Below are 24,830 nucleotides of genomic sequence, written 5' to 3'. Positions count from 1 at the left end.
ACACCCGGCGCCGCCGGAAAATCTGCAGATCAGCCCGTGCTCACAGCGGGAAAAGGAGAGTACGCCATGTCCCTGTTCGGCCTGCGGCCGGAGGAGCCAGCCGCCATCCGCATCCGGGAGGCCGCCACTCGCGGCACCCTGTCCCACGCCCTGCTGCTCACCGGCAGCGGCGACCGGATGTCCGCCGCCTGCTTTGCCGCCGCCGCCCTGGAGTGCACGGGGGAGGAGAGCCGCCCCTGCGGCGTCTGCCCCGCCTGCCGGAAGGTGCTGGCGGGCATCCATCCGGACGTGATCACCGTCCGGGACCCAGACCATAAGAACATCGCCGTGGACGTGGTGCGCGCCATCCGGGCAGACGCCTACATCCGCCCCAACGAGGGGCGGCGGAAGGTCTATGTGTTTCCGGACTGCGCCCTGCTGACGGAACAGGACCAGAACGTGTTGCTGAAGGTGGTGGAGGAGGGGCCGCCCTATGCGGCCTTTCTCTTCTGTGCGGAAAATGCCGCTGTGGTGCTCCAGACCCTGCGCTCCCGGTGCGTGGAGCTGAAGCTGCACCCGGCTGCGGAAGGCGGCGGTGAAGAGGTCCAGGCGGCAGAGGCCCTGTGCCGCTGCCTGGCCGCCCGGAAGCGGGGAAAGGTGACGGAGCTGGTGGTGCGGCTGGAGAAAAAGCGCATCACCCGGGAGGACCTGTCCGCCCTGCTGGAGCGGAGCCGGGCCCTGTGCGCGGCGGCGCTGCTGCTGCAATATGGACAGGAACCGGAGGAAAGCTGCCGGGAAATCGCCCCAATTCTCGCGAAAAACTTGACAAAATCCCAAATCATGCGCACAATAGAGCTGTTACAGAAGTATCGCGGGGAGTGCACGTACAACGTGGGAACCGGCCATGTGCTGGGCGCCATCGCGGTGGAATTGGAGGGCATCCTTTGACAGAAGTTATCAGCGTCCGCTTTCGAGGCGGCTGTAAAAATTACTATTTCAATCCAAACGGCAACCAGGTGAAGATGGGAGACCAGGTGATCGTGGAGACCGCCCAAGGCCCGGAATTCGCCACCTGCACGGAGGGGAACCACGAGGTGGAGGACTCCGCCATTGTCAAGCCTCTGAGCCCTATGCTGCGGATGGCCACGGACAGCGACCGCCGCACCGTGGAGCAGAACAAGAAGCGGGAGAGCGAGGCCTTTGACATCTGTGAGAAGAAGATCGCCGCCCACGGGCTGGAGATGAAGCTGGTGAACGTGTCCGCCAGCTTTGACGGCAACAAGATCGTCTTCTACTTTACCGCCGACGGCCGGGTGGACTTCCGGGAGTTGGTGCGGGATCTGGCCGGGGTGTTCCGGGCCCGGATCGAGCTGCGGCAGATCGGCGTCCGGGACGAGGCCAAGATGATCGGCGGTCTGGGGATCTGCGGCAGACCCTTCTGCTGCTCCCAGTTTCTGGACGGGTTCCTGCCCGTGTCCATCAAAATGGCCAAGACCCAGAACCTCAGCCTGAATCCCACCAAAATCTCCGGCACCTGCGGGCGGCTGATGTGCTGCCTGAAATACGAGCAGAACGTCTATGAGGACGCAGCCAAGCGGATGCCCAAGGCAGAATCCTTTGTTCAGACGCCGGACGGCCCCGGCAATGTGAAGAGCGTGGACCTGCTGCGGGAGACCGTGAAGGTCAGCCTGGACAGTGCGCCGGAGCCTTTGAAGTGCTATCACAACTGTGAGGTGTGCGTTCTGCGCAACGGCAAGGGCAGCCGGGAGGGCATCGCCATTCCGGAGCGCCCCGCCCGCTACGTGGAGCCGAAGGAGGCGGAGGAGTTCCGGGAGGAGGCCCCGGCCCTGATGCCGCCCTTCTATATGGACACGCAGCTGGAAGAGGCGCCCATGCGGGAGAAGATCGGCGCACCCGGCAGCGGCGACGGCAAGCCACGCCGCCGGCATCGGGGCGGCCGCCGGAGAGGGGGAGCCAAAAGCGGAGAGGGGGTCGAGCAGCCCAAGGCCGAGGCCAGGGGGCCGGAGAAGAAGGAAGGGCGGCCCCGTCCCCCCAAACAGGAGAGCAGGCCTGCGCAGCCCAAGCTGGCAGAAGCCAGACCTGGGGAGAACAGGGCGGCGGCCCCGGACGGTGAAGGCGAGGCCAAGCGCCGCCGCAGGCCCCACCACCGGGGGGGGCGCCGCCGGAACAAAAACGGCGGCGAGGGCGGCGGTTCCGCCCCCAAGAGTGAGTGAATCCGGCTGGACCGCCGCCCCTTTTTCGGGCGGCGGTCTTTTGAAATGCCGGGAGAGCAGGCAGATGGAGCGGATCTGCCTTTTCAGAGAGATAGGATGGAGGAGTTTTTATGGGAAAATTTGACGGTGTACTGCTGGCCAGCGATTTTGACAATACCCTGCTGAATACGGAGACGGCCCGGCGCACGGGCGCCGAGGTGCCGGAGGTGTCCCGCCGGAACCGGGAGGCGCTGGAGTATTTCATGGCCGGCGGCGGGAGATTTGCCATCGCCACCGGCCGGGCGCTGGCGGCCTTCATCAAATTCGCGGATCAGGTGCCCATGAACGCGCCGGGCATTGTGTGCAACGGCGCGGCCCTGTATGATTTTCAGAAGGGGGAGTATCTGGAGACCATTCTGCTGGACGAGAGCACCCGCCGGCGGGGACAGGAGACTCTGGACCGATTCCCCACGCTGGCGGTGGAGGCATACCACATCGACAACGTGATCCACGCCGTCCGGCCCAATCTCTATACCCGCCAGCATGAGCACGTCACTCATGTGAGCGTGGTGGAAAAGCCCTCCCTGCTGGATGTGCCCCTGCCGCTGGGAAAGATCATGTTTGAGGAGGACCACGCCGTTTTGGAGGAGGTCAAGGCGTTTCTGCAGTCCCAGCCCTGGGCGGGGGAGTATGAGATCTTCTTCTCTGACCGGACACTGCTGGAGGTCACCGCCAGAGGCGCCACCAAGGGTGGCATGGTGGCCCGGCTGGCGGAGCGGCTGGGCATCTCCCGCCAGCACGTCTACTGCGCCGGGGACGAGGCCAACGACCTGTCCATGCTGACCTGGGCGGCGGAGGGATTTGCCCCCGCCAACTGCGTACCCGCTGTCCGGGCCTGCGGGGCCACCATCGTGGCAGATGCGGACCACGACACTCTGGCGGACATCGTGTCCCGCCTGGACAAAATGTACGCCTGAGCGCCGGAAACACCGCTCCGCTACCTGTGGTAGCGGAAATTCCAGGTTTGGTTGCTGGCATGTCCCGGTATCGTCTGGTATCCTGAACGTGTGAAAACGGCAGGGGAGGGAAGCGCCATGACCTTTGGAGAGAAGCTGCAAAAGCTCCGGACCCGGGCGGGATTGAGCCAGGACCAGCTTGCCAAGCTGCTGGATGTGAGCCGCCAGGCGGTGAGCAAGTGGGAGCGGAACGAGGCCATGCCGGAGGTGGAGAAGCTCGTCCGCATCAGCCGCCAGTTCGGCGTGTCCACGGATTACTTATTGCTGGAAGAACTAGAGGAGCCGGAGACGGCCAATACCACGGCTCCTGCGGCGGGCCTGTGGGTCCGGGTCAAGCAATGGTACCGGAACAGGGGCTATCTGCTGGCCTGGGTTCTGGCGGCCTGGGGTGTCTGGAACCTGGTTGACCTGGCTGTTCTTGCGGCCAATACATACCAGCAGGCGCAGGACCTCGAGAATTTTGCCTGGGTGAAATACGTGCAGATGGTGTATATTCCCACAATGATTCCCCATGTGCTGCTGATTCTCGTGTCTGTGATTCTGGTATTCCGGGGCCGCCAATTGGCAGGGCGGCTTCGTTGGTATTATCTGGGCTGGCTCCTGGTGCTGATGGGTCTGCTGAACATGCGGCTCCCCCTTCCCGCGCCTCTGCGGTTTTTGCAGACGGGGCCGGTCTGGAGTATTTCCACTGCGTTGCTGGTGTATCTGGCGGAGTATGGGCCGGAGAATATGTGGGAATTTCTGGAGGTGACTTTTTGGGACGACCTGCCCTGTCTTCTGGTGACCATTTTGGGCTTCGCCATCCTCATCCTGGGCTGCCGGTATGATCAGAGAACCTCCCTCCGCAAAATCGAATAACCGATGAATCCCTTGCGCCGCAGCGATAAGCCGCTGCGGCGCTTTTGCCTCTCCAAAATTTTTTTCGAATCCACTTGACAAATCTGGAGAATGTGCTATTGTATTACTTGCTTAGTACAACAACACAAATGGGAGGTGCTTCTGTGAAGTGGCAGTTTTCCAATGACGCGCCGATCTATTCCCAGCTGATCGCGCAGATCAAGGTGGGCATTGTCTCCGGCGCGTTCCCGCCGGGGGAGCGGCTGCCTTCCGTGCGGGACCTGGCTACGGAGGCCGGGGTGAATCCCAACACCATGCAGCGGGCCCTGACGGAGCTGGAGCGGGACGGACTGGTATACAGCCAGCGAACCACGGGTAGATTTGTGACGGAGGATCAGGCCATGATTGCATCTGCAAAGAGAAGTTTGGCGGAGCGCCACATTCAGGCGTTCCTGGAGGCCATGACCCACCTGGGCTATGGCCGGGAGGAGATCCTGACGCTGCTGCGGCAGGAGGAGACCAAGGGAGGAGAAGACAATGGCAGTTCTGGAATGTAAAGATCTGAGCAAGCACTACGGCAACGCGCCGGCGCTGAACCATGTGAGCCTGGCGGTGGAACCGGGCCGGATCGTGGGATTGCTGGGCCCCAACGGCAGCGGCAAGACCACCCTCATCAAGCTGGCCAACGGCCTGCTGACCCCCAGCGAGGGAGAGGTGCTGGTATGCGATATGGCCCCTGGAAAGGAGAGCCACGCCAGCGTCAGCTACCTGCCGGAGCGGACCTGCATCCCCACTTGGATGTCCGTGAAGCAGCTGCTGGATTTCTATGGCGACTTCTACCGGGACTTCAATCGGAAGGCGGCGGAGGAGATGCTCACCCATCTGAACATCCGCCTGACCCAGCGGATCAAGCAGATGTCTAAGGGAACCCGGGAGAAGGTGCAGCTCATCATGGTGATGAGCCGGGCGGCAAAGCTGTATCTGCTGGATGAGCCCATCGGCGGCGTGGACCCCGCCACCCGGGACTACATCCTCTCCACCATCATCGGCAATTACAATCCCGAGGCGGCAGTGATTATCTCCACCCACCTGATCGCCGATGTGGAAAAGGTTCTGGACGAGGTCATTTTCATCAATCAGGGCCAGGTGGTGCTCCAGTCCTCTGTGGATGAGATCCGGGAGGAGAAGGGCATGAGCGTGGACGCCCTGTTCCGGGAGGTGTTCAAATGCTGACGAAACTCTTGAAGCACGAATTCCGTGCCACGGCCCGCATCATGGGGCCTTTGTACCTGGTTCTGCTGGCGGTGGCCCTGGGCTTCAATTTCTCCGCCAGGCTGATGGACTCAGGCAACTTTGTGCTGAATATGCTGGCCGCTTTGGTGGTCATGGCCTATGTGGTGGCCATTACCGCCGTGTTCATTGTGGCGTTCATTCTGATGCTCCAGCGGTTCTACAAAAATCTGCTGGGGGACGAGGGCTACATCATGTTCACTCTGCCCGCCTCGGTTCACCAGCATGTGTGGAGCAAGCTGATCGTCTCCGCCGTGTGGTTCATCGCCACCGGCGTGGTGGTGTTCCTGTCTGTTTTTGTGGCGGCCTTCAACGTGAGCTTCTTGACGGATTTGGCGAGTGTTTTCCCCAAGCTGTTCCAGCAGATGACCGCCTACTACGCCGTCAACGGCACCGTTTTCGCGCTGGAGCTTCTGGCGCTGATGCTGGCAGCCTGCATGAGTTTCTCCCTGCAGTTCTATGCCGCTCTGGCGGCGGGCCACAGCTTTGCCAACCATAAGATGGCCCTGTCCGTGGCGTTCTTCTTTGCGTTCCAGTTTGTGGTGCAGATGGCGGGGGCCATTGTTCTGGTCCTGCTGGACGAGGGGCCGCTGCACCAGTTCCTGCTGACGCTGGATTTCCAGCTCACCGGCGTGGCGGCGGTCCACTTCACGATGGTGGCTCTGCTCCTGCTGACAGTGCTCTACGGCGCGATTTTCTATATTGTAACCACAATTACCTTGAAAAAGCGCTTGAATCTGGAGTAAACTGGACCATACGCTTCCGGCGGGCCGTGGGAGTGATCCCACGGCCCCGGAAATCTTAAGGGAGGCCGCCATGCCCGTAGAGGAAAACCTGATGCAAGCGATCCTGCTGACCTTCGGCACCGCTATGGTGCCGGTGCTGGAGCTCCGGGGCGCCATTCCTGTGGGAGTGGCGGCGGGACTCTCCCCGGCCGCGGCCTGCCTGGTGTCCATCCTGGGCAATATGGTGCCGGTGCCCTTTATCCTGCTGCTGATCCGCCGGATCTTCGACTGGCTCCGGGGCACCTGCCTTTTCGGCCCCAGGATCGACTGGCTGGAGCGCCGGGCTCACCTGAAGGGCCGGATGGTGCGGAAGTACCGCCTGCCGGGACTCATCATTCTGGTAGCCATCCCCCTGCCGGGGACCGGGGCCTGGACGGGGGCTCTGGTGGCGGCCCTGCTGGACATCCGGATGCGCCACGCGCTGCCCGCCATCTTCCTGGGCGTGGTGATTGCCGGGGCCATCGTCACCACGCTGACCTACGGCGTGGTGCAGCTGTTTTGAATCTTATAAGGGGTTCGTTATCTATGAGGAAATTCCTTTTTGCATGTGGCATGATTTCCTTGATGCTGTTTACCCTGACCGCCTGCGGCAGTGAGGACCCGGCAGAGGAGATCTCCCGAGCGCTGCACATCGATGTGTCCGCCGGAGAGGAGATCTCCTCTTCTGACACCCACGGCGGCTTCCACGGCGACGGCATTTCCTGCGTTGCCCTGCAGTTTCCTGACAGCCAGGTAGCCGACGCCATTGCGGCGAACGCCGCCTGGACACCGCTTCCCCTGGACGAGACGGCCCAGGCACTGGCCTATGGCGTCACCCGAGAGGACGGCGGCGAAGTTTTCAGCGCGGGCCCTTATCTCACCGATGACAGCGGGGATCCCCTGCTGCCGGGGATCGCCAATGGCTTCTACCGCCTGATTGACCGCCACAGTGACGCCGGGGATGGACAAAACCTTCTGGAGCGGGCTTCGCTGAATGTCACCTTGGCCGTGTATGACGCGGACAGCGACACGCTGTATTTCTGCGAAATGGATACCTGACTGACATCCCGGTGGGCGAACGAGGGCAGAAGGAGATCCAACCCATCCGCAGGGGCCGATGCCCTCATCGACCCGCAGCCCAGATGCCCCGTGACCGCCGGGGGAACGGCAGCGGGGAGAGCCCTCAACGAACCCCACCCACTGAAAAACACAGGAGGCAGCCATGAAAAGACATATAATCCCCTGTATCCTTTCCCTGACTCTGCTGCTGACCGCCTGCGGCGGGGAACAAGCTGCGGCCGACACCGCTGAAGAGGCAGTGAAGGACCACTACTACCAGATTCTGGACGCCGCCGGTAAAGAGCTGTACACCGTCACAGACAGCGGGGCCGTGGCGGAGATCGACGCCCTCATCAACAAGGCCGGCGGCGAGAACGCCGACCACGGGAATGCGGAGGGAGACCCTCTCTACACTTATGTCTACTGGCAGGAGACTACCCTCCACGCTGGGGAGGACCCGGATGCGGAGCGGGAATACCTGGAGGTCTTCCGGACCCAGGTGCGGCAGGGCAGCAACGCCGTCACCACGGAGGTCCTGTCCGATACCCTGGAGGGCGTTGGGAGCTTTGTAGGCGTGGAAGGACTGGGCGGTCTGCTGACGTTTACCGCTGAAGTGCCCCGGGAAACGGCGGACGCCCTGCGGGACCCGGCGCAGTTTGCCGGGGCGTGAGCAATACAAAATAGATGCGGCGCATCCGTTTCAGGGTGCGCCGCACGTTTGCTTTTAGGGGTGTGCCGGCCCATACCACTCCCCAGGGGGGCCTCCCAGACGGGAACAAAAAAGAGCGGGACACACAGCATCCCGCTCTTTGATCAACCCTCTGCGGAGAATACCTTCCGTCCCTCGCTCCAGACCGCCCGGATGGCGCCGCCCTGACGCAGATACACCGCCCGCTCCAGCCGCTCCTGGGGCGTCATGGGATGGGGCTGGGGAAGATCATCGTCCGCCAGGACCAGGGCGTGGAGATGATTGCCTGGGGCAAAGCCCGGCTGCTCGGCGAAGTATGCCGCACCGGCGGAGGTGGCCAGGTACCAGCCCTCCGGCACCGTGAGGAAATCCGTCTCCCAGTTGTCCAGCACCCGCCGGGCCTTGGAGGCCCGGATGGAGGCGGCCACCACATCGAACATGTGCAGGTGGTCCCCGCCGGCAATGTCGCTGCCCAGGGCCACCTTCACGCCCTCATTCAGCATGGCCCGCACCGGCGCCACGCCGGAGCAGATGTTCTGGTTGGAGTCGGCGCAATGGACCGCTGTCACGCCGGCGTCCCGCATGGCCTGCCGCTCCCGCGCATCGGACCAGACGCAGTGGGCCATGACGGTGCGGCTGGTCCACAGGCCGTATTTGGCATAGGTCTCCCAGTACTGCTGGCAGCCCGGGTGGAGCTGGCGCACCCAGGCCATCTCTGCCTGGTTCTCCGACAGGTGGGACTGGACGGGGAGATCCCGCTCCGCCGCCAGTTTGCCCAGAAACGCCATCAGCTCGTCAGTGCAGGAGGGGGTGAACCGGGGCGTCAGCATGGGCTTCACCAGGCGGAAGTCCTGACAGGCATCCAGCCAGCGGAGCGTCTCACGCCTGGACTCCTCTGTGGTCTCCTCCAACAGGCCGGGGGCAGCGTTCCGGTCCATGTTCACCTTGCCCACGTAGCCGGTGACGCCGGCCTTCTCCAGTTCCTCCATCAGGATCAGCGTGGCGTCCGTGTGGAGAGAGGAGAACATGCACACCCGCGTGGTGCCGTTTGCAATAAGCTCCCGGGCCAGGCGGCTGTAAATCTCCCGGGCGTAGCCTGTGTCCGCGAACCGGGCCTCTGTGGGAAAGGCGTATGCGTTCAGCCAGTCCAGCAGGGGCAGGTCCATGCCCATCCCCAGCATGGGGTACTGAGGCGCATGGAGGTGCAGATCCGCAAAGGACTGGAGGATCAGCGCGTCTCCCCAGTCCTCCACCGGGGCACCGGCGTACTGCTCGGGCAAAGACCCGTACACACCCCGGATGAGGCCGTCCTCGGCCACCAGATATCCGCCCGGCAGGGCATCCAGCTGTCCCGGGGTGGGAGCGGACAGAATAGTTCCCTTGATGATCGTCAGTGACATGGCAAATCTCCTTTTGTTTCCGTTCCGGATTTTTCAGACAGAAAAGAAGCGCCTGCCGGCAGGGGATGGCCCCTTCCAACAGACACTCATAGAAGAGCCTTCGGCGGCTCCGTAGAGACGTTCGCGCCATGACAGCGAACTTATATGAGCTTTTCCTGCTGCCTATACCATATCACACATCGTCCCCGGATGCAAGCCCTGTCACGCCGGGAAGTCCTGCCGCTTATACTGGCATACGGGCGGTGTTCCGCCTGAATCAGAGAAAAGGCGTTGGTGCTATGCTGCAGTCTCTTGGCTGGGCGGCCCTGGGTACGGGCTTCACATTTTTGATGACCGCTCTGGGCGCGGCCATGGTGTTTTTTTTCGCCGGGGAACCCCGGCCCCACTTTCAAAAGACCCTGCTGGGCTTTGCTGCTGGAGTCATGACGGCGGCCTCCGTGTGGAGCCTGCTGCTGCCGGCCATCGACCGGGCCGCAGAGGGGGCGCTGCCGGACTGGCTGCCCGCCGCGGGCGGAATGCTGTTGGGCGTGGTCTTCCTGTCCGCTCTGGATGCCCTGCTGCCCCATCTGCGGCGGGACCGGACCTGGCAGGATGCCTCTTGGCGGCAGACCACTCTGCTGATGACAGCCATCACCCTACATAACGTCCCGGAGGGGATGGCGGTGGGGCTGGCCTTCGCCCTGGTGTCCGGAGGGGAGGGCTTTGCCGGGGCGGCGGCCCTGGCCATGGGCATCGGCATCCAGAATTTTCCGGAGGGAGCCGCCGTGGCTCTGCCCCTGCGGCAGGGCGGCTGGTCCCGTCCCAGGGCCTTTGTGGGGGGAATGCTCTCCGGCGCCGTGGAGCCGGTGTTCGGCGTGCTGGCGGCACTGGCCGCGGCCGGTGTGGACCCGCTGATGCCCTGGTTGCTGAGTTTTGCTGCCGGAGCGATGCTGTACGTGGTGGTGGAGGAGTTGATTCCCCAGGCCCACAGCCGGGCGGGGACCTGCGGTTTTGTGATGGGATTCCTGGTGATGATGGTGCTGGACGTGGCACTGGGCGGCTGAGACCGCCCTCTGGACTCCGGCAGAAAAGGGCCGGGAGGCCGCCTGCAGGCGGTCTCCCGGTCTTGCGCAGCTCAGGCCTCTCTGCTGGGCTGCAGAGCCAGAATCACCAGAGTGGCTTCGCCGTCCCGAACGGTAACGCTGCTGTTGCTGTTCAGGGAAAAACGGGTAGCCTCCTCCACGGAGATGATGAAAGAGGCAGAGCCGGATACACTGGTATTGTCGATACCGGTCCGATTGTAGACGCCGTACTCCAGATGACCGCGTCCTCCGTAGCCCGGTGTGATTTGAAGATATCCGGCGGTCAGAAGGTTGGCGGCAAAGTGGTAGGCAATGAGATATACTCCCGGTTGCAGGAGGAGCTGAGTGGTAGATTCCTGCACAATGTGGCCGGTCACATCCGTTGCTGCCGCACTCAAAGAGATTGAGCTGCCGTTGAAAAACTCCTGCTGGTAGGTGACAAAAGACGCATAGGCCGGAATACCCGACGGACCCTGAGGTCCTTGGGGACCCTGAAGTCCTTGGGGACCCTGGAGTCCTTGTGGGCCCTGGAATCCTTGTGGGCCCTGAGGTCCTTCCGGCCCCTGAGGCCCTTGCGGCCCCTGAGGTCCCTCCGGCCCCTGAGGTCCTTCCGGCCCCTGAGGCCCTTGCGGCCCCTGAGGTCCCTCCGGCCCCTGAGGTCCTTCCGGCCCCTGGGGTCCTTCCGTCCCCTGAGGCCCTTCCGGTCCCTGAGGCCCTTCCGGACCCTGGCAGCCGATTGGCCCCCGGGGTCCAGCCGGGCCCGGATTACCCCTTGGAATGGCAAAGTCCAGCTCCACACCGCAGGGCGTGGGCGAGGCGGTTACCCGGGCCCGGGTGCCGGGGGGTGTCGTGACAGTGCTGCCCACCGTAACAGTGGGAATGATACAACACGGGGGATAACAGAAATCCCCCTGAGAATAATGCATATACAGAAGCCTCCTCTCTGAAGGGCTAGGCCAGTATATGCCCCACAGGCCCCCTTGGGTGCGCGCTTATCCGATGGGCAGGCCGGTGAGATACCGCCGGACCACGTCCAGAGCGTGGTTGGCGGCCAGCTCCTGGATGCGGTCCCGCCGGCGGCGGCCGGAGTCCGTCCGCCGGCAGAAGGTGCCCTCCGGCGTGGCCAGGCCAATGTACACCAGCCCCACCGGGTTGTCCCGCTCATCCCGGTCCGGGCCCGCCACGCCGGTGACGGACACGGCGATGTCTGCCCCGGTGATCTGCCGGGCGCCCTCCGCCATGGCCCGGGCTGTCTCCTCCGACACGGCGCCGTACTGGTCCAGCGTTTCCTGGGGCACGCCCAGCACCGCCGCCTTGACAGAGGTCCAGTAGCTGACCACGCCGCCCCGGTACACGCTGGAGACGCCGGGCAGGGCAGTGATCCGCTCCGCCACCCGGCCGCCGGTGCAGCTCTCCGCAGTGGACAGGGTGAGATTCCGCTCCTTCAGCAGCTGGAAGCACACCGCTTCCAGGCCCTTCACATCCACGCCGTACACATAGTCTCCCAAAGCCGCGCGGACCTCTGCCACCACCGGGGCCAGCATGGCCTCCGCCTCCTCTGCGCCGGCGGCCTTGGCGGTGGCCCGCAGCCGCACCTCGCAGGGCTTGGCATAAGTGGCCAGGGTGGGGTTCACCATGCGGACCATCCGGTCATGGAGCAGCTGGTCCACAGAGCTCTCGCCCATGCCGAAGGTCATGATATCGTGGGAGACGATGACCTCTTTGGAGAGGGCGCGGAGGTACGGCTCCACGCACCGGCGGAGCATGGTCTCGCACTCGTGGGGCGGCCCCGGCAGCATCAGCACATGGACGCCGTCCGCTTCAAAGGCGCAGCCGGGAGCGGTGCCCACCGGATTGTCGAACACGGTGCAGCCCTCCGGCAGCTCCGCCTGCTGGGTGTTGTTTTCCGGCATGGGCACATGGAGGGCGGACTGATAAAAGGCCCGGATGTCCTCCAGAATATCTTCGTGCAGCACCAGCTTCTGGCCGAAGGCCGCACAGATGGTCTGTTTGGTCAGATCGTCGTAGGTAGGACCCAGGCCGCCTGTGGTGAGAATGATGTCGGCCCGGTGCCGGGCAATGTCCAGAGCCTCCCGCAGGCGCTGAGGGTTGTCCCCCACTACCGTGTGCCAGAAGACGTTGACGCCCAGGGTGGACAGGCTCTGAGAGAGCATCTGGGCGTCGGTGTTGGCGATGTTACCCAGCAGGATCTCTGTGCCGACGGCGATGATCTCCGCGGTGTGTGACATGGAAAGACCTCCTTTTTGAAACAGCGGCCCCGCCGGCGACAGGCGGCGGGGCCGGGAACAGATTGGGTCAGATCCGGGCCGGATCCGTGGACTTCACCCGCACCCAGGTCTCGTCCGCCAGGGCCTTCTGCACCAGGGACTCCACGTCCAGGGCGGCCTCCGCCTGCCGCACATCTTCCAGCCGGGGCCGGGTGGCGGGGTGGCGGGGCGTGAACACCGTGCAGCAGTCCTCATAGGGGAGGATGGAGGTGTCGAACACCCCGATCTCCCGGGACATGCGGATGATCTCCACCTTGTCCATGCCGATCAGGGGCCGCAGCACCGGCAGGGAGGTCACATCCTCGGTGACCCCCAGGGCCAGCATGGTCTGGCTGGCCACTTGGCCCAGGGACTCGCCGGTGACCAGGGCGCCGGCGTTGGCCTTCCTGGCGATGGCCTCGGCGATGCGCATCATGAACCGGCGCATGATGAGGGTGAAGTACTCCTCCGGGCAGTTCCGCCGGATCTCCTCCTGGATCTCCGTGAAGGGGACGATGTGGACCAGCAGCCGCCCGGTCCAGGCAGTCAGCAGCCGGGCCAGCTCCAGTACCTTGTCCTGGGCCTGCTGGGAGGTGTAGGGCGGGGAGACAAAGTGGACCATCTCCAGCTCCACGCCCCGGCGGGCCATCATCCAGGAGGACACCGGGGAGTCGATGCCGCCGGAGAGCAGGCTCACCGCCCGGCCGCCCATGCCGATGGGCAGGCCGCCCGCGCCGGGAACAGAGGGAGTATGAACGTAGGCGTACTTCTCCCGGATCTCCACAAATACCGTCAGATCGGGAGTGTGGACATCCACCGCCACATGGGGGAACAGCTCCGCCAGATCGCCGCCCACAGCTTGGCTCAGCTGGATGGAGTTCATGGGAAACATCTTGTCTGCCCGCTTGCTCTCCACCTTGAAGCTCTTCGCAACGGCAAAGGCGTCCGCCAGATAGGTCCGGGCGGCCTCCACAATGGCGTCCACTGTCTTTTCACAGGGCACGGCCCGGGCCACGGCGGCAATGCCGAACACCTGGCGGCAGGCGTCCCAGGCGGCCTCCATATCGCAGTCCTCTCCCTGGGGCTCCACGTAGATGGTGCTCTGCCGGAGGGAGCACTGGAAGCTGCCGCAGTTTTTCACCCGGCGGCGGACGTTGGCCAGCAGCTTGTCCTCAAAGGACTGGCGATTCTGTCCCTTCAGGACCACCTCGCCCAGTTTCAGCAAAAAGATCTCCTGCGGGGCAGGGGAAGCATTCATCATAACGGACCTCCATATCAGAACAGTTTGGAATATCGGCCCCTATTATAGCGCATTTTTCCGGGAATAGAAAGCCTGTTTTGTAGGGAAGGACCAGCGGCGCGAAAAAAATAAAAAAATTTTCCGCACGGTGCAATAAAACCTCTTCTGGCGCCGTTAATGGTGCAGAAGGGGCGGGAGAGACCCGCCGAATGCAGAACATGAAAAGGAGAATGAACAATGAAGCAGAACGGTTTCTGGAAGGGCTTCGGCTCCGGTTTGGTCCTGACGGTCCTGATCGCAGCACTGTGCGTCACGGCCACCGCCACCTCCAAGCGCAGCATCCAGGTGGAGGACGGCATCGGCATCACCCTCAACGGCGCCAGATTCACCCCGCGGGATGCCGCCGGAAAGCAGGTCCCCGTGTTCCTCTACAACGGCACCACCTATGTCCCCGTCCGGGCCATCAGCGAGGCCATGGGTATGGACGTGTCCTTCAACTCGGCCACCCGCACGGTCCAGCTGACCACCGCGGACCGGACCGCCAGCCAGCAGGGCGCCTCTTCCGCCTCCGGCAATTATATCAGTGCCGACCGGGCCAAGCAGATCGCCCTGAATGACGCCGGTGTCAAAGAGGCCAACGCCGTGTTCCTGCGGGCCAACCTGGACTGGGATGACGGCCGGATGAAGTATGAGGTGGAGTTTTACAGCGGCACCACCGAATATGACTACGACATCGACGCCGTCACCGGCGCCATCCTCAGCTCCGATCGGGAGCTGGAGAATTTCCAGATCTGGAACAACGGCACCAGCCGCCCCTCCGGGAACGGCAGCAACTCTTCCAGCGGTGACTATATCACCGCAGAGCGGGCCCAGCAGATCGCCCTGGCGGAGACGCCCAGCGGCTCCACGGTGGTGAAGTGCCAGTTTGACTGGGATGACGGCCGGGCGCAGTATGAAGTCGAGATCCGCAACGGCTGGACCGAGTACGAATTTGAGATCGACGCCGTCACCGGCACCATCTTCAGCCGGGACATCGACAACGACCGCTGGTGATCTTCCCCAGAGTCCCAAAGAGACGCCCGTCAGGGCGTCTCTTTTTATGGGGGAAAAGGAGCTCTTGCCCGCCGTCCAGCCCTCTGCTATAATGGAGGGACAACAAGGGGAAACCAAATTATGGAGGGGAAGTTTATGAAGATCGTGGCCATCAACGGCAGTCCCAGAAAGAACGGCAACACCGCCCAGGTGCTGGAGGTGGTCCGGCGGGAGGTGGAGGCCGCCGGGGTGGAGTTCCAGGTGTTCCAGCCCGGGGCGAAGGTCCATCCCTGCATGGCCTGCTACCACTGCCTGAACACCGGCAGCCTCCGGTGTGTCCAGACCGACGATATGGTCAACGACATCATCGCCGCCTGCATCGAGGCGGACGGCATCCTGCTGGCAGCTCCGGTGTATCACGGCGGTATTTCCGGCAATATGAAGTGCGTGCTGGACCGGCTGATGCTGGCGGCGGGCTGCGGGGTGAATCAGCTCCACCACAAGGTGGGGGGCGCCCTGTGCACCCTGCGCCGCAGCGGCGGCATGGAGACGTATCAGCAGCTGCTGGGCACCATGGATGCCATGGAGATGGTCATCGTCACCTCCGACTACTGGGGCGCCGTACACGGCGCGGACCCCGGCGAGGCCCTGAAAGACGAGGAGGGCATGGAGGTGGCCGCCCGCCTGGGCCGGGATATGGCCTGGATGGTGAAGGTGCTGGCGGAGAGCAGGGTCCCTGTGCCGGAGAGCACGCCCCGTCCCATGATGAACTTCATCCGGTAAAGAGGCGAGTCCGCCTGTGCGGCTCCGGCGATTGGCGGAAGGAGGAATCTGGAGAATGAGCCCGCTGTATGATGGTTCCAACGGAGACGGATGGTTTTCGGTTTTTGTGATCGTACCGGTGATCGGCCTGGTGATCTGGGGCCTGAACACGTTCTGGCTGCACCGCCTGAAAAAGGGAGATATGGATTACTCGCCGGAGGGGTTCCGCAAAAGGGCCCGGATCTTCGCCATAATATTGGCAGCGGTGCTTCTGGGAGTGCCGCTGCTGGCGGCCCTGCTTCTCTGGAACCGGCACTGACCACGTTATTTCCGCCACAGTGAACCAGGCGGCCCCATTCCGGGGCCGCCTGGTTTTCTGATCCTTTGGGAATGTCCGGTTCCGGAACGGAATGGCTTCCGCCTTGCCCCCGTAAAGTCCGCTGCGCTGGGCTGCGGCGGGGACCCGGTTATCCCTTCAAAATATCGGTATTCCGGAACTGGATGGCCTCTGCCAGATGCTCCGGCCTGATGTCCGCCGCACCGTCCAGGTCCGCGATGGTCCGGGCTACCCGCAGGATCCGATCATGAGACCGGGCGGTGAGGCCCATCCGCTCGAAGGCGGACTTCATCAGCGCATCGCCGGCGTGGTCCAGGCAGCAGAACTGCCCGATCATGGGGGCGGTCATGTGGGCGTTGCAGGTGACGCCGGTGCCGGCAAAGCGGGCGGTCTGGACAGCCCGGGCCGCGTCCACCCGGCACTTCACATCGGCGGAGCTCTCCGGCGTCTCTTTCCGCCGCATGGATGCGTATTCCACCGCGGGAACACTGACGTGGAGGTCGATCCGGTCCAGCAGGGGGCCGGAGATCTTCTCCACATACTTGGCCACCTCCCGGTCCGAGCAGGTACACCGCCCGGAGGGGTGCCCTCGCCAGCCGCACCGACAGGGGTTCATGGCGCACACCAGCTGGAACCGGGCGGGCAGGTGCAGCGTCCCGCCGGAGCGGGCCACTGTCACCGTGCCGTCCTCCAGGGGCTGGCGCATGGCCTCCAGCACGTCCCGGTGGAACTCCGGCAGCTCGTCCAGAAACAGCACGCCGTTGTGGGCCAGGGAGATCTCCCCCGGCCGCAGCAGCGGCCCGCCTCCAGTGAGGGCGGCGGCGGATGCGGTGTGGTGGGGGCTGCGGAAGGGGCGCCGGGTCAGCAGGGGGTGCTGCGGGTCCGCCAGCCCCGCCACGGACCAGATGCCGGAGACCTCCAGCGCCTCCTCCCGGCTCATATCCGGCAGGATGGAGGGCAGCCGCTTGGCCAGCATGGACTTGCCTGCGCCGGGGGAGCCGATCAGCAGCAGGTTGTGGCCGCCTGCCGCGGCGATCTCCAGGGCCCGCCTGGCATTTTCCTGGCCCATCACATCCCGCAGATCCGGCCCGGCGGCCTCCTCTGCCTCCGGCACCCAGGCCGGGGCGGGGGAGAGGCGCTCCTCGCCCCGCAAGTGGCGCACCAGCGCCCCCACATCCGGTACGCCGTAGACGGTGAGGCCGCCTGCCAGCGTGGCCTCAGCGGCGTTCTCCGCCGGGACATACAGCTCCTTCACACCGGCGTCCCGGGCTGCCAGGGCCATGGGCAGCACGCCGGTGACGCCCCGCAGCGCCCCGGTGAGGGACAGCTCCCCGATAAACGCCGCTTGCTGGGCCGGCGGCGGCAGCTCCCGTCCTGCGGCCAGCAGCCCCACAAAGATGGGCAGGTCGTAGACTGTGCCCGCCTTTTTCTGCCCGGCCGGGGCCAGATTCACCGTGATTCGGCTGACGGGGAACTTGGCCCCGCAGTTCTTCACCGCCGCCCGGACTCGCTCCCGGGCCTCCCGCACGGCGGCGTCCGGCAGACCCACGATGTCAAAGGCGGGCAGCCCGCCGGAGAGGAAGCACTCCGCGCTGACCGCATACCCGGCAATGCCGTTCAGTCCCAGGGAGCGCACCGTCACCACCATAAACGACCACCTCCAGAAGCCCTCCCGCTCCAGGCTGCCGCCCGCTGCCGGAAGAGCCGATTGCGAATTGTCGAAAACCGCCGTTTTCACGGAAGTCAGTTTACCACAAAACGACGAAATAAGAAACCCCGGATTCCAAAACTGGCCTGAAAATTCCAGGAAGTCTTGACGTTTCCGCAGAAACCAGAAAATTTGCGCAAAAAATAACAAGGCAGTTATTTACACGGCAAATTTCAAGTGATATAATAACACTGCATGAGCATTCGGGGGAATGCGACCGTGTTCATGTTGGTTCAGAATGCTGTCGTGTGGGCAGCACATTTATAGGAGGTAAGTTTATGGCAAGAAAGTTCAAGTCCATGGACGGTAACAACGCAGCTGCGTATGTCAGCTATGCGTTTACCGAAGTGGCGGGGATCTATCCCATCACCCCGTCCTCTCCCATGGCAGACTTGGTCGACCAGTGGTCCGCCGCTGGTCAGAAGAACATTTTCGGCACCACTGTCAAGGTCGTCGAGATGCAGTCCGAGGCGGGTGCCTCCGGCACGGTCCACGGCTCCCTGGCCGCCGGTGCGCTGACCACCACCTACACCGCATCCCAGGGCCTGCTGCTGATGATCCCCAATATGTACAAGATCGCCGGCGAGCTGCTGCCCTGCGTGTTCCATGTGTCCGCCCGTACCGTGTCCACCCACGCCCTGAACATTTTCGGCGACCACTCCGACGTCATGGCCTGCCGCCAGACCGGCTTCGCCATGCTGTGCGAGGGCAACGTGCAGGAGGTCATGGACCTGGCGCCCGTGGCCCATCTGGCCGCCATTGAGGGCCGCGTTCCCTTCGTGAACTTCTTCGACGGTTTCCGGACCTCTCACGAGATCCAGAAGGTCGCCGTGTGGGATTACGATGACCTGAAGGAGATGTGCGACATGGACGCCGTGGCGGCGTTCCGCAAGCACGCCCTGAATCCCGAGCGGCCCAACATGCGCGGCTCTCACGAGAACGGCGACATCTTCTTCCAGCATCGTGAGGCCTGCAACAGCTACTACACCGCTCTGCCCGACGTGGTGGAGAAGTACATGGGCAAGATCAACGAGAAGCTGGGTACCGACTATCAGCTGTTCAACTACTACGGCGCTGCCGACGCAGACCGCGTCATCATCGCCATGGGCTCCATCTGCGACGTGGCTGAGGAGGTCATCGACTATCTGAATGCGGGCGGCGAGAAGGTGGGCCTCATCAAGGTCCGGCTGTACCGGCCCTGGCGTGCGGACAAGCTGCTCGCCGCCATCCCCGCCACCTGCAAGAAGATCGCCGTGCTGGACCGCACCAAGGAGCCCGGCTCCCAGGGCGAGCCCCTGTACATGGACGTGGTCACTGCTCTGGCCAACGCCGGCCGGACCGACATCCAGGTGATCGGCGGCCGTTACGGCCTGGGCAGCAAGGACACCCCGCCCGCCTCCGTCTTCGCCGTGTATGACGAGCTGAAGAAGGATTCCATGAAGCGCGAGTTCACCATCGGCATCGTGGACGATGTGACCCACCTGAGCCTGGAGGAGAAGCCCGCTCCCAGCGTGGCTCCCGCCGGTACGATTGAGTGCAAGTTCTGGGGCCTGGGCGGCGACGGCACCGTGGGCGCCAACAAGAACTCCATCAAGATCATCGGCGACCATACCGACAAGTATGTCCAGGCGTACTTCCAGTACGACTCCAAGAAGACCGGCGGCGTCACCATCAGCCACCTGCGCTTCGGCGACTCCCCCATCAAGTCTTCCTACTACATCAACAAGGCCGACTTCGTGGCCTGCCACGTGCCCGCCTACATCACCAAGCACTTCCCCATTGTCCGGGACGTGAAGCCCGGCGGTGTGTTCCTGATCAACTGCCAGTGGAGCGACGAGGAGCTGAGCCACCATCTGGATGCCGCCTCCAAGCGCTACATCGCCAAGAACAACATTCAGGTCTACACCATCAACGCCATCGACCTGGCCAAGGAAATCGGCATGGGCAAGCGCACCAACACCATCCTGCAGTCCGCCTTCTTCTCTCTGGCTAAGGTCATGCCTGAGAGCGAGGCTGTGGGCTACATGAAGGACGCCGCCACCCACTCCTACCTGAAGAAGGGCCAGGACATCGTGGACATGAACCACAAGGCCATCGACGCCGGCGCCACCGCCTACAAGAAGTTCGATGTGCCCGCCGACTGGGCCAACGCTGTGGACGAGGCCGAGCCCGTCAAGCACGAGGGCCCCGCCGCTCTGGTGGAGCAGGTCAGCACGATTCTGGACCCCGTGGGCCGCATGGACGGCGACAGCCTGCCCGTGTCCGCCTTCGTCAAGCATGTGGACGGCCAGTTCGAGCTGGGCGCCGCCGCCTATGAGAAGCGCGGCGTGGCCGTGTCCGTTCCCACTTGGGATTCCACCAAGTGCATCCAGTGCAACAACTGCGCCTATGTCTGCCCCCACGCCACCATCCGTCCCTTCGCTCTGACGGAGGAGGAGGCCAAGAATGCCCCCGCCGCCGCCAAGATCGTGGACGTGAAGGCCGGCAAGGGCAAGGGCGTGTACAAGTACACCATGGCCATCAGCCCGCTGGACTGCATGGGCTGCGCCGTGTGCGTGGGCCAGTGCCCGGTGGACGCCCTGACCATGGTGGACCAGGAGCAGGAGGCCGCCCAGCAGGAGGTCTTCAACTACTGCGTCTCCCAGGTGTCCGAGAAGAAGGACATGCAGGACAACACCGTCAAGGGCAGCCAGTTCCGTCAGCCCATGCTGGAGTTCTCCGGCTCCTGCGCCGGCTGCGCCGAGACCAGCTATGCCCGTCTCGTCACCCAGCTCTTCGGTGACCGGATGTACATCTCCAACGCCACCGGCTGCTCCTCCATCTGGGGCGGTCCGGCTGCCACCTCTCCCTATTGCACCAACAAGGAAGGCCATGGTCCCGCTTGGGCCAACTCCCTGTTCGAGGATAACGCTGAGCACGGCCTGGGCATGTATCTGGGCCAGCAGGCCACCCGCAGCCGTCTGGCGGATCTGACCCGGGAGCTGATTGCCAAGGATTGGGCAGTGCCCGCTCTGAAGGAGGCCGGCCAGAAGTGGCTGGACACCATGGAGGACAGCGCCGCCAACGGCGAGGCCACCAAGGCATACATCGCCGCCCTGGAGAGCAGCATCTGCACTGTGGACGAGCTGCTGGCCAATCCCAAGGCGGAGATCCATGCCTTCGGCGAGGAGCTGAAGGCAAAGGGCGAGACGCTGTGCCAGTGCGACGCCTGCAAGCTGGCTGCTGAGATTCTGGCGGACAAGGAGTTCCTGTCCAAGAAGTCCATGTGGATCTTCGGCGGCGACGGCTGGGCCTACGACATCGGCTTCGGCGGTCTGGACCACGTCCTGGCCTCCGGCAACGATGTGAATGTCTTCGTCTTTGATACCGAGGTGTACTCCAATACCGGCGGCCAGGCCTCCAAGGCGTCCAACATCGGCCAGGTGGCGCAGTTCGCCGCGGCCGGCAAGGAGATCAAGAAAAAGTCCCTGGCGGAGATCGCCATGAGTTACGGCTATATCTACGTGGCTCAGGTGGCCATGGGTGCCAACCCCGCCCAGACCCTGAAGGCCATTCAGGAGGCCGAGGCCTATCCCGGCCCGTCCCTGATTATCGGCTACGCCCCCTGCGAGATGCACTCCATCAAGGGCGGCATGATGAACTGCCAGAAGGAAATGAAGAAGGCTGTGGAGTGCGGCTACTGGAACCTGTTCCGCTTCAACCCCGCCGCTGAGGGTGCCAAGTTCACGCTGGACTCCAAGGAGCCGACTGGCGGCTATCAGGAGTTCCTGATGAACGAGGCCCGGTACAGCCGTCTGACCCGCGAGTTCCCCGACCGCGCCGGCGAGCTGTTCCAGCGCAACGAGAAAGCTGCCATGGATCGCTATCAGCACCTGCTGAAGCTGAAGGCCATGTACAGCGAGTAAGCATATACCATATCAGAGGACCGCGGGAGTTATCCCGCGGTCCTTTTCTCTGCCGGGACGTGCGCCTGGAAGACAGCCCGTCAGAGAACAGCGGCACACCGCCGTCAGAGAGGTTGAGACAGCCCCCGGACGCCGCAGCGTCCGGGGGCTGTTTCTGGTCAGACGATTCGTGGGGTTACAGCAGGGCCGCAAAGGTATCCGCCATGGCCCCGCCCTGGACCCGAGCGATTTCGGCGGCGCTGCCCGCGTCTTCCGGAAGCAGGCCCCATTCCCAGGCCAGTTCCAGAGCGGTTTGGTCCCAGGCACCCTCCGCCAGCGCATCGGGCAGAGGCGCGGTGCGGACAGCCTCCGGCTCCAGCCCCAGGGCCTCCGCAGTGCGGACGAGAAAGACGGCGGCTTCCTGCCAGGTGAGGTGCCGGGCGGCCGCAAAGGCGCCCTCCGCCGTACCGCCGGTGACGCCGGTCTCCGCGGCCCAGTTCACCGCCGGCAGGAACCACTCGATGCCCAGCAGATCCTGGAAACCGGCCTCCGCCGCTGCGGCAGGGGACCCGGCCGCAGCATACAGCTGCCCCACGAACCGCCCCCGGGTGAGCGGCGCATCCGGGTATTCCCGCTGTTCCAGCGTCTCCGGATGGGCCAGCAGCCACTCCACAGCGGTGTCTCTGCCCGCCAGGGTATCCGCCATGGTTTGGGGAACGGCGATATCCGGCTCCAGAGACTCCACGCCCCGTCCGGCGTCGGCGTCCAGCAGGGTGCCCAGGTCGATGTATTTGGAGGAGACACCAATCTGGATGCCGGAGTTGGGCAGAGAAAAGCCACTGACGGAGCCAAAGTGGTCCACGCTGCCGCTGGCAGGCTCTCCCACCAGCGGGATGCCCATTTCCTGCAGCTCTACGGCATTGATGATGGCAGAGGAGAAGGTGGCCTCTCCGATGAGTCCCACCACCTCGGTCCCATCATCCATCTCCTGCCGCAGGACGGACAGCAGAGGCCAGATTACGCCGTCTGACCCGCCGCCGTTGTTCCGCAGGTCCACGAGAACGCGGCTGTAACCTCCGGCCTCCAGGTCCGCCTGCACCTGGGCGGCAAAGTCCTCCATGGGCAGCGCCGGGTCCTCCTGGCAGACGTTGTACTGGATATAGTAGACCTGCCCGCTCAGCGGAAGTGCGCAGTAATTGCACTTCTGGCGGGCAGTGGCGGGCTGGGGCACCTCAGCGCCTAGCTGGACAATTTCCGCCTCTCCCAGGGAGAGGTAGGGCATGGGAGCGATGGAGACGGTCTTGCCGTCAGCCAGGGTGAGGGCCAGAGGCTCACCCGCCTTTGCCAGACCCAGATAGGCGTAGTAATCCGCCACATTGCACACCTGCCGGTACTGCCGCCGCAGCTTCACCGGGTTGTCGGCACTGAGCACGCGGCCAAAGGTCTTCACCACCTCTGCCATAGAGCGGCCGCCTATGGCGGTGACCTCCGCGCCCAGCAGATCCTGTTCCTCAGCCGGAACTGTGGTCAGGTACCAGTGCCCGTCCCGCCAGGACAGCACCATGGGATAGGCATTCAGCTGGTCCACCACGCTGTCCGCCACCTGGACGCTGGTGTGGGAGTCGCCCACAAGCGCGGCCAGACTCTGCAGGCCGAAGAGAAATTCTACGTCGCTTGCGGTGTCCAGATGCTCTGTAAGCTCTGCTTTGCGGGCCAGGAAGGTCTCCTCCGGCGTGTTGGCAAAAAGATCCGGATGGCTGTCTTTCAGCGTCTCATAAAATATGGTCAGGTCCTCCCGCCGGTCATCCACTGTGGATGCGCCCGGTCCGGCCGCCTGAACACCCATGCCGAGTGCCAGGACCGCCGCCAGCGCCAGAGCGCTGGTTCTTTGAATGAACTTGGATCGCTGCTGCAAATGAAATCCGCTCCTCTCGATGTACTATTACGATAGTACAATAATACAAACGGGGCCGCCTGTCAAGAGGTTTCCGCCGCAGTTTCTAATACGATGGAGCAGGGAGACTTTCTTCAAAATCAGATGAAATTTTAGAGAAGAAAAAGAAAAAAGTTCGCAAAAAATTCATGGAATTGCAGAGGGAAAGGCGCTATAATAAAAAATCTATGAAAAGAAAGAAGGTCATTCCGATGCAACAGACATTGCCGCCGGCGGCCGCGGATGCCGAACGGCATCGACAGGAACGCTCTGCGTTCCTGTATCTTCCGCTGCTGGCTTTAGCGGTCACCGTCGTGGTGGAGCTGTTCAATCACAAGAGCTTCACAGATGGGCCCGCCGGCTTTTGGCGCTTTATGACGGAGGAACCGCTGGCATTTCTGGTGAATTTCCTGATTGTACTGCTGACGCTCTGCCCCGCCTTTTTTCTGCGGCGGCGGGCGTTCTGGTGCGCATTGGTGTCCTTCTTGTGGCTGATCTGCGGCGGCGTGAACGGGTTCATCCTCCTCAACCGCATGACGCCCTTCACCGTGGCGGATCTGACGGTGTTTGAAACGGGGCTGGACACGGTCCCCAACTATCTCTCCACCGGCTACATCATTCTGCTGATCGCGGCGCTGGTGCTGGTGGCCGCAGGGCTGGTGCTGCTGTTCTGGAAGGGGCCCCGCAGCAGCTGTCCGCTGCGGACCCGGATTCTCACCGGCATCGGAGCGATGGCGGTCTCCGGCGCCCTGATGGGCGGCGGATGCGCCCTGGCCTTTTTCACAGGCAACCTGTCAGACCAGTTTGCCAACCTGGCCTTTGCCTACGAGGACTACGGCTTTTCCTACTGCTTCCTGCAGACCTGGCTGAACCGGGGGATCCGCCGCCCGGCCAATTACAGCCAGAAGGCGGTGGCGGATATTGTCCGGTCGGTGGAGGAGAAGACGGCGGCGCTCTCCGCCGATCCGCAGACGGATGTGAATGTGATCTTCATCCAGCTGGAGTCCTATATTGATCCATCCATGATCCAGGGCCTGGAGCTGTCGGAGGATCCGGTGCCCAACTGGACGGCGCTGAAGGAAGCGTATTCCTCCGGCTATCTGACGGTGCCGGTGGTGGGCGCGGGCACAGCCAATACAGAGTTCGAGGTGCTTACCGGTATGAGCAGCCGGTTCTTCGGACCCGGGGAGTACCCCTTCCAGACCTGCCTGAAGGATCAGACCGTGGAGTCTGTGGCCTACGACCTGAAGGAAAATGGCTACGCGACCCATGCCATCCACAATCACCGGGCGGCCTTTTACAGCCGGAACGAGGTCTATCCCAATCTGGGCTTTGATGATTTTACCGCCCTGGAGTATAT

At 63.5% G+C, this 24,830-nt stretch carries 22 protein-coding genes and 1 riboswitch; of the genes, 16 read left to right on the top strand and 6 right to left on the bottom strand.

Going from position 1 to position 24,830, the window contains the following annotated elements; all coding sequences use genetic code 11:
* The first annotated feature begins 66 nt into the window (after positions 1-66).
* The 10 genes from QVE23_RS02830 (at position 67) to QVE23_RS02785 (ending at position 7,828) form a co-directional block, all read left to right on the top strand.
* Complete coding sequence (locus tag QVE23_RS02830) at positions 67-927, top strand: DNA polymerase III delta subunit-related protein (RefSeq protein ID WP_287967545.1); 861 nt, start codon at positions 67-69, stop codon at positions 925-927.
* Entirely contained in the window at positions 924-2,213 is a 1,290-nt protein-coding gene (locus tag QVE23_RS02825) for a PSP1 domain-containing protein (RefSeq protein WP_287967032.1), read from the top strand. The genes QVE23_RS02830 and QVE23_RS02825 overlap by 4 nt, the downstream gene beginning before the upstream one ends.
* A gap of 110 nt (positions 2,214-2,323) precedes the next feature.
* Positions 2,324-3,169 carry an HAD-IIB family hydrolase gene (locus QVE23_RS02820; protein ID WP_287967544.1) on the top strand — a complete coding sequence of 282 codons (846 nt, stop codon included), beginning with the start codon at positions 2,324-2,326 and terminating at the stop codon, positions 3,167-3,169.
* 117 nt (positions 3,170-3,286) lie between these two features.
* Positions 3,287-4,066 (top strand): helix-turn-helix domain-containing protein, encoded by a 780-nt coding sequence (locus QVE23_RS02815; RefSeq protein WP_287967542.1) that lies wholly within the window; start codon positions 3,287-3,289, stop codon positions 4,064-4,066.
* A gap of 143 nt (positions 4,067-4,209) precedes the next feature.
* Positions 4,210-4,602 (top strand): GntR family transcriptional regulator, encoded by a 393-nt coding sequence (locus QVE23_RS02810; protein ID WP_025545026.1) that lies wholly within the window; start codon positions 4,210-4,212, stop codon positions 4,600-4,602.
* A complete protein-coding gene (locus QVE23_RS02805) occupies positions 4,583-5,278 on the top strand; it encodes an ABC transporter ATP-binding protein (protein ID WP_021747584.1) in 696 nt (231 codons plus the stop codon). Before QVE23_RS02810 ends, QVE23_RS02805 begins: the two co-directional genes overlap by 20 nt.
* Positions 5,272-6,081, top strand: a complete 810-nt coding sequence (locus tag QVE23_RS02800; protein ID WP_021747585.1) for a hypothetical protein — start codon at positions 5,272-5,274, stop codon at positions 6,079-6,081. The genes QVE23_RS02805 and QVE23_RS02800 overlap by 7 nt, the downstream gene beginning before the upstream one ends.
* A 70-nt stretch (positions 6,082-6,151) precedes the next feature.
* Positions 6,152-6,622, top strand: a complete 471-nt coding sequence (locus tag QVE23_RS02795; protein ID WP_287967541.1) for a COG2426 family protein — start codon at positions 6,152-6,154, stop codon at positions 6,620-6,622.
* A gap of 62 nt (positions 6,623-6,684) precedes the next feature.
* A complete protein-coding gene (locus tag QVE23_RS02790; protein ID WP_256264521.1) occupies positions 6,685-7,158 on the top strand; it encodes a hypothetical protein in 474 nt (157 codons plus the stop codon).
* 163 nt (positions 7,159-7,321) lie between these two features.
* Positions 7,322-7,828 (top strand): hypothetical protein, encoded by a 507-nt coding sequence (locus QVE23_RS02785; protein ID WP_119311827.1) that lies wholly within the window; start codon positions 7,322-7,324, stop codon positions 7,826-7,828.
* A gap of 143 nt (positions 7,829-7,971) precedes the next feature.
* On the opposite strand, the gene QVE23_RS02780 is transcribed toward QVE23_RS02785, so the two are convergent.
* Complete coding sequence (locus tag QVE23_RS02780) at positions 7,972-9,246, bottom strand: amidohydrolase family protein (RefSeq protein ID WP_287967540.1); 1,275 nt, start codon at positions 9,244-9,246, stop codon at positions 7,972-7,974.
* Between the two features lie 69 nt (positions 9,247-9,315).
* Positions 9,316-9,414: riboswitch (purine riboswitch) on the bottom strand.
* A gap of 110 nt (positions 9,415-9,524) precedes the next feature.
* On the opposite strand from QVE23_RS02780, the gene QVE23_RS02775 reads away from it, so the two are divergent.
* A complete protein-coding gene (locus QVE23_RS02775) occupies positions 9,525-10,289 on the top strand; it encodes a ZIP family metal transporter (protein ID WP_021747590.1) in 765 nt (254 codons plus the stop codon).
* 71 nt (positions 10,290-10,360) lie between these two features.
* Here QVE23_RS02775 and QVE23_RS02770 read toward each other — a convergent pair whose 3' ends face one another.
* The 3 genes from QVE23_RS02770 to thiI all read right to left on the bottom strand — a co-directional run bounded on the left by QVE23_RS02770 (position 10,361) and on the right by thiI (position 13,832).
* Positions 10,361-10,684 carry a hypothetical protein gene (locus tag QVE23_RS02770; protein ID WP_155979369.1) on the bottom strand — a complete coding sequence of 108 codons (324 nt, stop codon included), beginning with the start codon at positions 10,682-10,684 and terminating at the stop codon, positions 10,361-10,363.
* A 615-nt stretch (positions 10,685-11,299) separates the two neighbouring features.
* Positions 11,300-12,556 (bottom strand): competence/damage-inducible protein A, encoded by a 1,257-nt coding sequence (locus QVE23_RS02765; protein WP_119311825.1) that lies wholly within the window; start codon positions 12,554-12,556, stop codon positions 11,300-11,302.
* Between the two features lie 67 nt (positions 12,557-12,623).
* Entirely contained in the window at positions 12,624-13,832 is a 1,209-nt protein-coding gene (gene thiI, locus QVE23_RS02760) for a tRNA uracil 4-sulfurtransferase ThiI (protein WP_036631114.1), read from the bottom strand.
* Between the two features lie 219 nt (positions 13,833-14,051).
* Between thiI and QVE23_RS02755 the strand changes: the two genes are divergently transcribed.
* From QVE23_RS02755 to QVE23_RS02745, 3 genes are all read left to right on the top strand, one after another.
* Positions 14,052-14,867 (top strand): PepSY domain-containing protein, encoded by an 816-nt coding sequence (locus QVE23_RS02755; RefSeq protein WP_021750818.1) that lies wholly within the window; start codon positions 14,052-14,054, stop codon positions 14,865-14,867.
* 135 nt (positions 14,868-15,002) lie between these two features.
* The gene (locus tag QVE23_RS02750; RefSeq protein ID WP_036631101.1) at positions 15,003-15,629 is read left to right on the top strand and encodes a flavodoxin family protein; all 627 of its coding nucleotides are present in this window, start codon (positions 15,003-15,005) and stop codon (positions 15,627-15,629) included.
* A gap of 55 nt (positions 15,630-15,684) precedes the next feature.
* The gene (locus QVE23_RS02745) at positions 15,685-15,927 is read left to right on the top strand and encodes a hypothetical protein (protein ID WP_021750816.1); all 243 of its coding nucleotides are present in this window, start codon (positions 15,685-15,687) and stop codon (positions 15,925-15,927) included.
* Between the two features lie 148 nt (positions 15,928-16,075).
* Here the strand turns inward: QVE23_RS02745 and QVE23_RS02740 are convergent, their stop codons facing one another.
* Positions 16,076-17,593 carry a YifB family Mg chelatase-like AAA ATPase gene (locus QVE23_RS02740; protein WP_287227905.1) on the bottom strand — a complete coding sequence of 506 codons (1,518 nt, stop codon included), beginning with the start codon at positions 17,591-17,593 and terminating at the stop codon, positions 16,076-16,078.
* A gap of 338 nt (positions 17,594-17,931) precedes the next feature.
* Here QVE23_RS02740 and nifJ point away from each other — a divergent pair, with 338 nt between their 5' ends.
* Entirely contained in the window at positions 17,932-21,558 is a 3,627-nt protein-coding gene (gene nifJ, locus QVE23_RS02735) for a pyruvate:ferredoxin (flavodoxin) oxidoreductase (protein WP_287967539.1), read from the top strand.
* 175 nt (positions 21,559-21,733) lie between these two features.
* Here the strand turns inward: nifJ and QVE23_RS02730 are convergent, their stop codons facing one another.
* Complete coding sequence (locus QVE23_RS02730) at positions 21,734-23,452, bottom strand: hypothetical protein (RefSeq protein WP_287967538.1); 1,719 nt, start codon at positions 23,450-23,452, stop codon at positions 21,734-21,736.
* A 230-nt stretch (positions 23,453-23,682) separates the two neighbouring features.
* On the opposite strand from QVE23_RS02730, the gene QVE23_RS02725 reads away from it, so the two are divergent.
* Positions 23,683-24,830: LTA synthase family protein (locus tag QVE23_RS02725; protein WP_287967537.1), on the top strand; the 1,148-nt coding region annotated here is incomplete at its 3' end.

It is taken from the genome of Oscillibacter sp. KLE 1728 (genome assembly GCF_934833455.1).
In the GTDB taxonomy this organism is placed as follows: domain Bacteria; phylum Bacillota; class Clostridia; order Oscillospirales; family Oscillospiraceae; genus Oscillibacter; species Oscillibacter welbionis.
Note: the sequence above shows the minus strand (reverse complement) of the source record. Positions and strands in the feature narration are given on the sequence as shown.

Bases quoted from the DNA above. Each gene is read 5' to 3' on its own strand.
- QVE23_RS02785 (WP_119311827.1), top strand. From the start codon at position 7,322: ATGAAAAGACATATAATCCCCTGTATCCTTTCCCTGACTCTGCTGCTG.
- QVE23_RS02750 (WP_036631101.1), top strand. From the start codon at position 15,003: ATGAAGATCGTGGCCATCAACGGCAGTCCCAGAAAGAACGGCAACACC.
- QVE23_RS02815 (WP_287967542.1), top strand. From the start codon at position 3,287: ATGACCTTTGGAGAGAAGCTGCAAAAGCTCCGGACCCGGGCGGGATTG.
- QVE23_RS02755 (WP_021750818.1), top strand. From the start codon at position 14,052: ATGAAGCAGAACGGTTTCTGGAAGGGCTTCGGCTCCGGTTTGGTCCTG.
- QVE23_RS02745 (WP_021750816.1), top strand. From the start codon at position 15,685: ATGAGCCCGCTGTATGATGGTTCCAACGGAGACGGATGGTTTTCGGTT.
- thiI (WP_036631114.1), bottom strand. From the start codon at position 13,832: ATGAATGCTTCCCCTGCCCCGCAGGAGATCTTTTTGCTGAAACTGGGC.
- QVE23_RS02790 (WP_256264521.1), top strand. From the start codon at position 6,685: ATGCTGTTTACCCTGACCGCCTGCGGCAGTGAGGACCCGGCAGAGGAG.
- QVE23_RS02795 (WP_287967541.1), top strand. From the start codon at position 6,152: ATGCCCGTAGAGGAAAACCTGATGCAAGCGATCCTGCTGACCTTCGGC.
- QVE23_RS02830 (WP_287967545.1), top strand. From the start codon at position 67: ATGTCCCTGTTCGGCCTGCGGCCGGAGGAGCCAGCCGCCATCCGCATC.
- QVE23_RS02740 (WP_287227905.1), bottom strand. From the start codon at position 17,593: ATGGTGGTGACGGTGCGCTCCCTGGGACTGAACGGCATTGCCGGGTAT.
- QVE23_RS02775 (WP_021747590.1), top strand. From the start codon at position 9,525: ATGCTGCAGTCTCTTGGCTGGGCGGCCCTGGGTACGGGCTTCACATTT.
- QVE23_RS02800 (WP_021747585.1), top strand. From the start codon at position 5,272: ATGCTGACGAAACTCTTGAAGCACGAATTCCGTGCCACGGCCCGCATC.
- QVE23_RS02765 (WP_119311825.1), bottom strand. From the start codon at position 12,556: ATGTCACACACCGCGGAGATCATCGCCGTCGGCACAGAGATCCTGCTG.
- nifJ (WP_287967539.1), top strand. From the start codon at position 17,932: ATGGCAAGAAAGTTCAAGTCCATGGACGGTAACAACGCAGCTGCGTAT.
- QVE23_RS02805 (WP_021747584.1), top strand. From the start codon at position 4,583: ATGGCAGTTCTGGAATGTAAAGATCTGAGCAAGCACTACGGCAACGCG.
- QVE23_RS02780 (WP_287967540.1), bottom strand. From the start codon at position 9,246: ATGTCACTGACGATCATCAAGGGAACTATTCTGTCCGCTCCCACCCCG.
- QVE23_RS02820 (WP_287967544.1), top strand. From the start codon at position 2,324: ATGGGAAAATTTGACGGTGTACTGCTGGCCAGCGATTTTGACAATACC.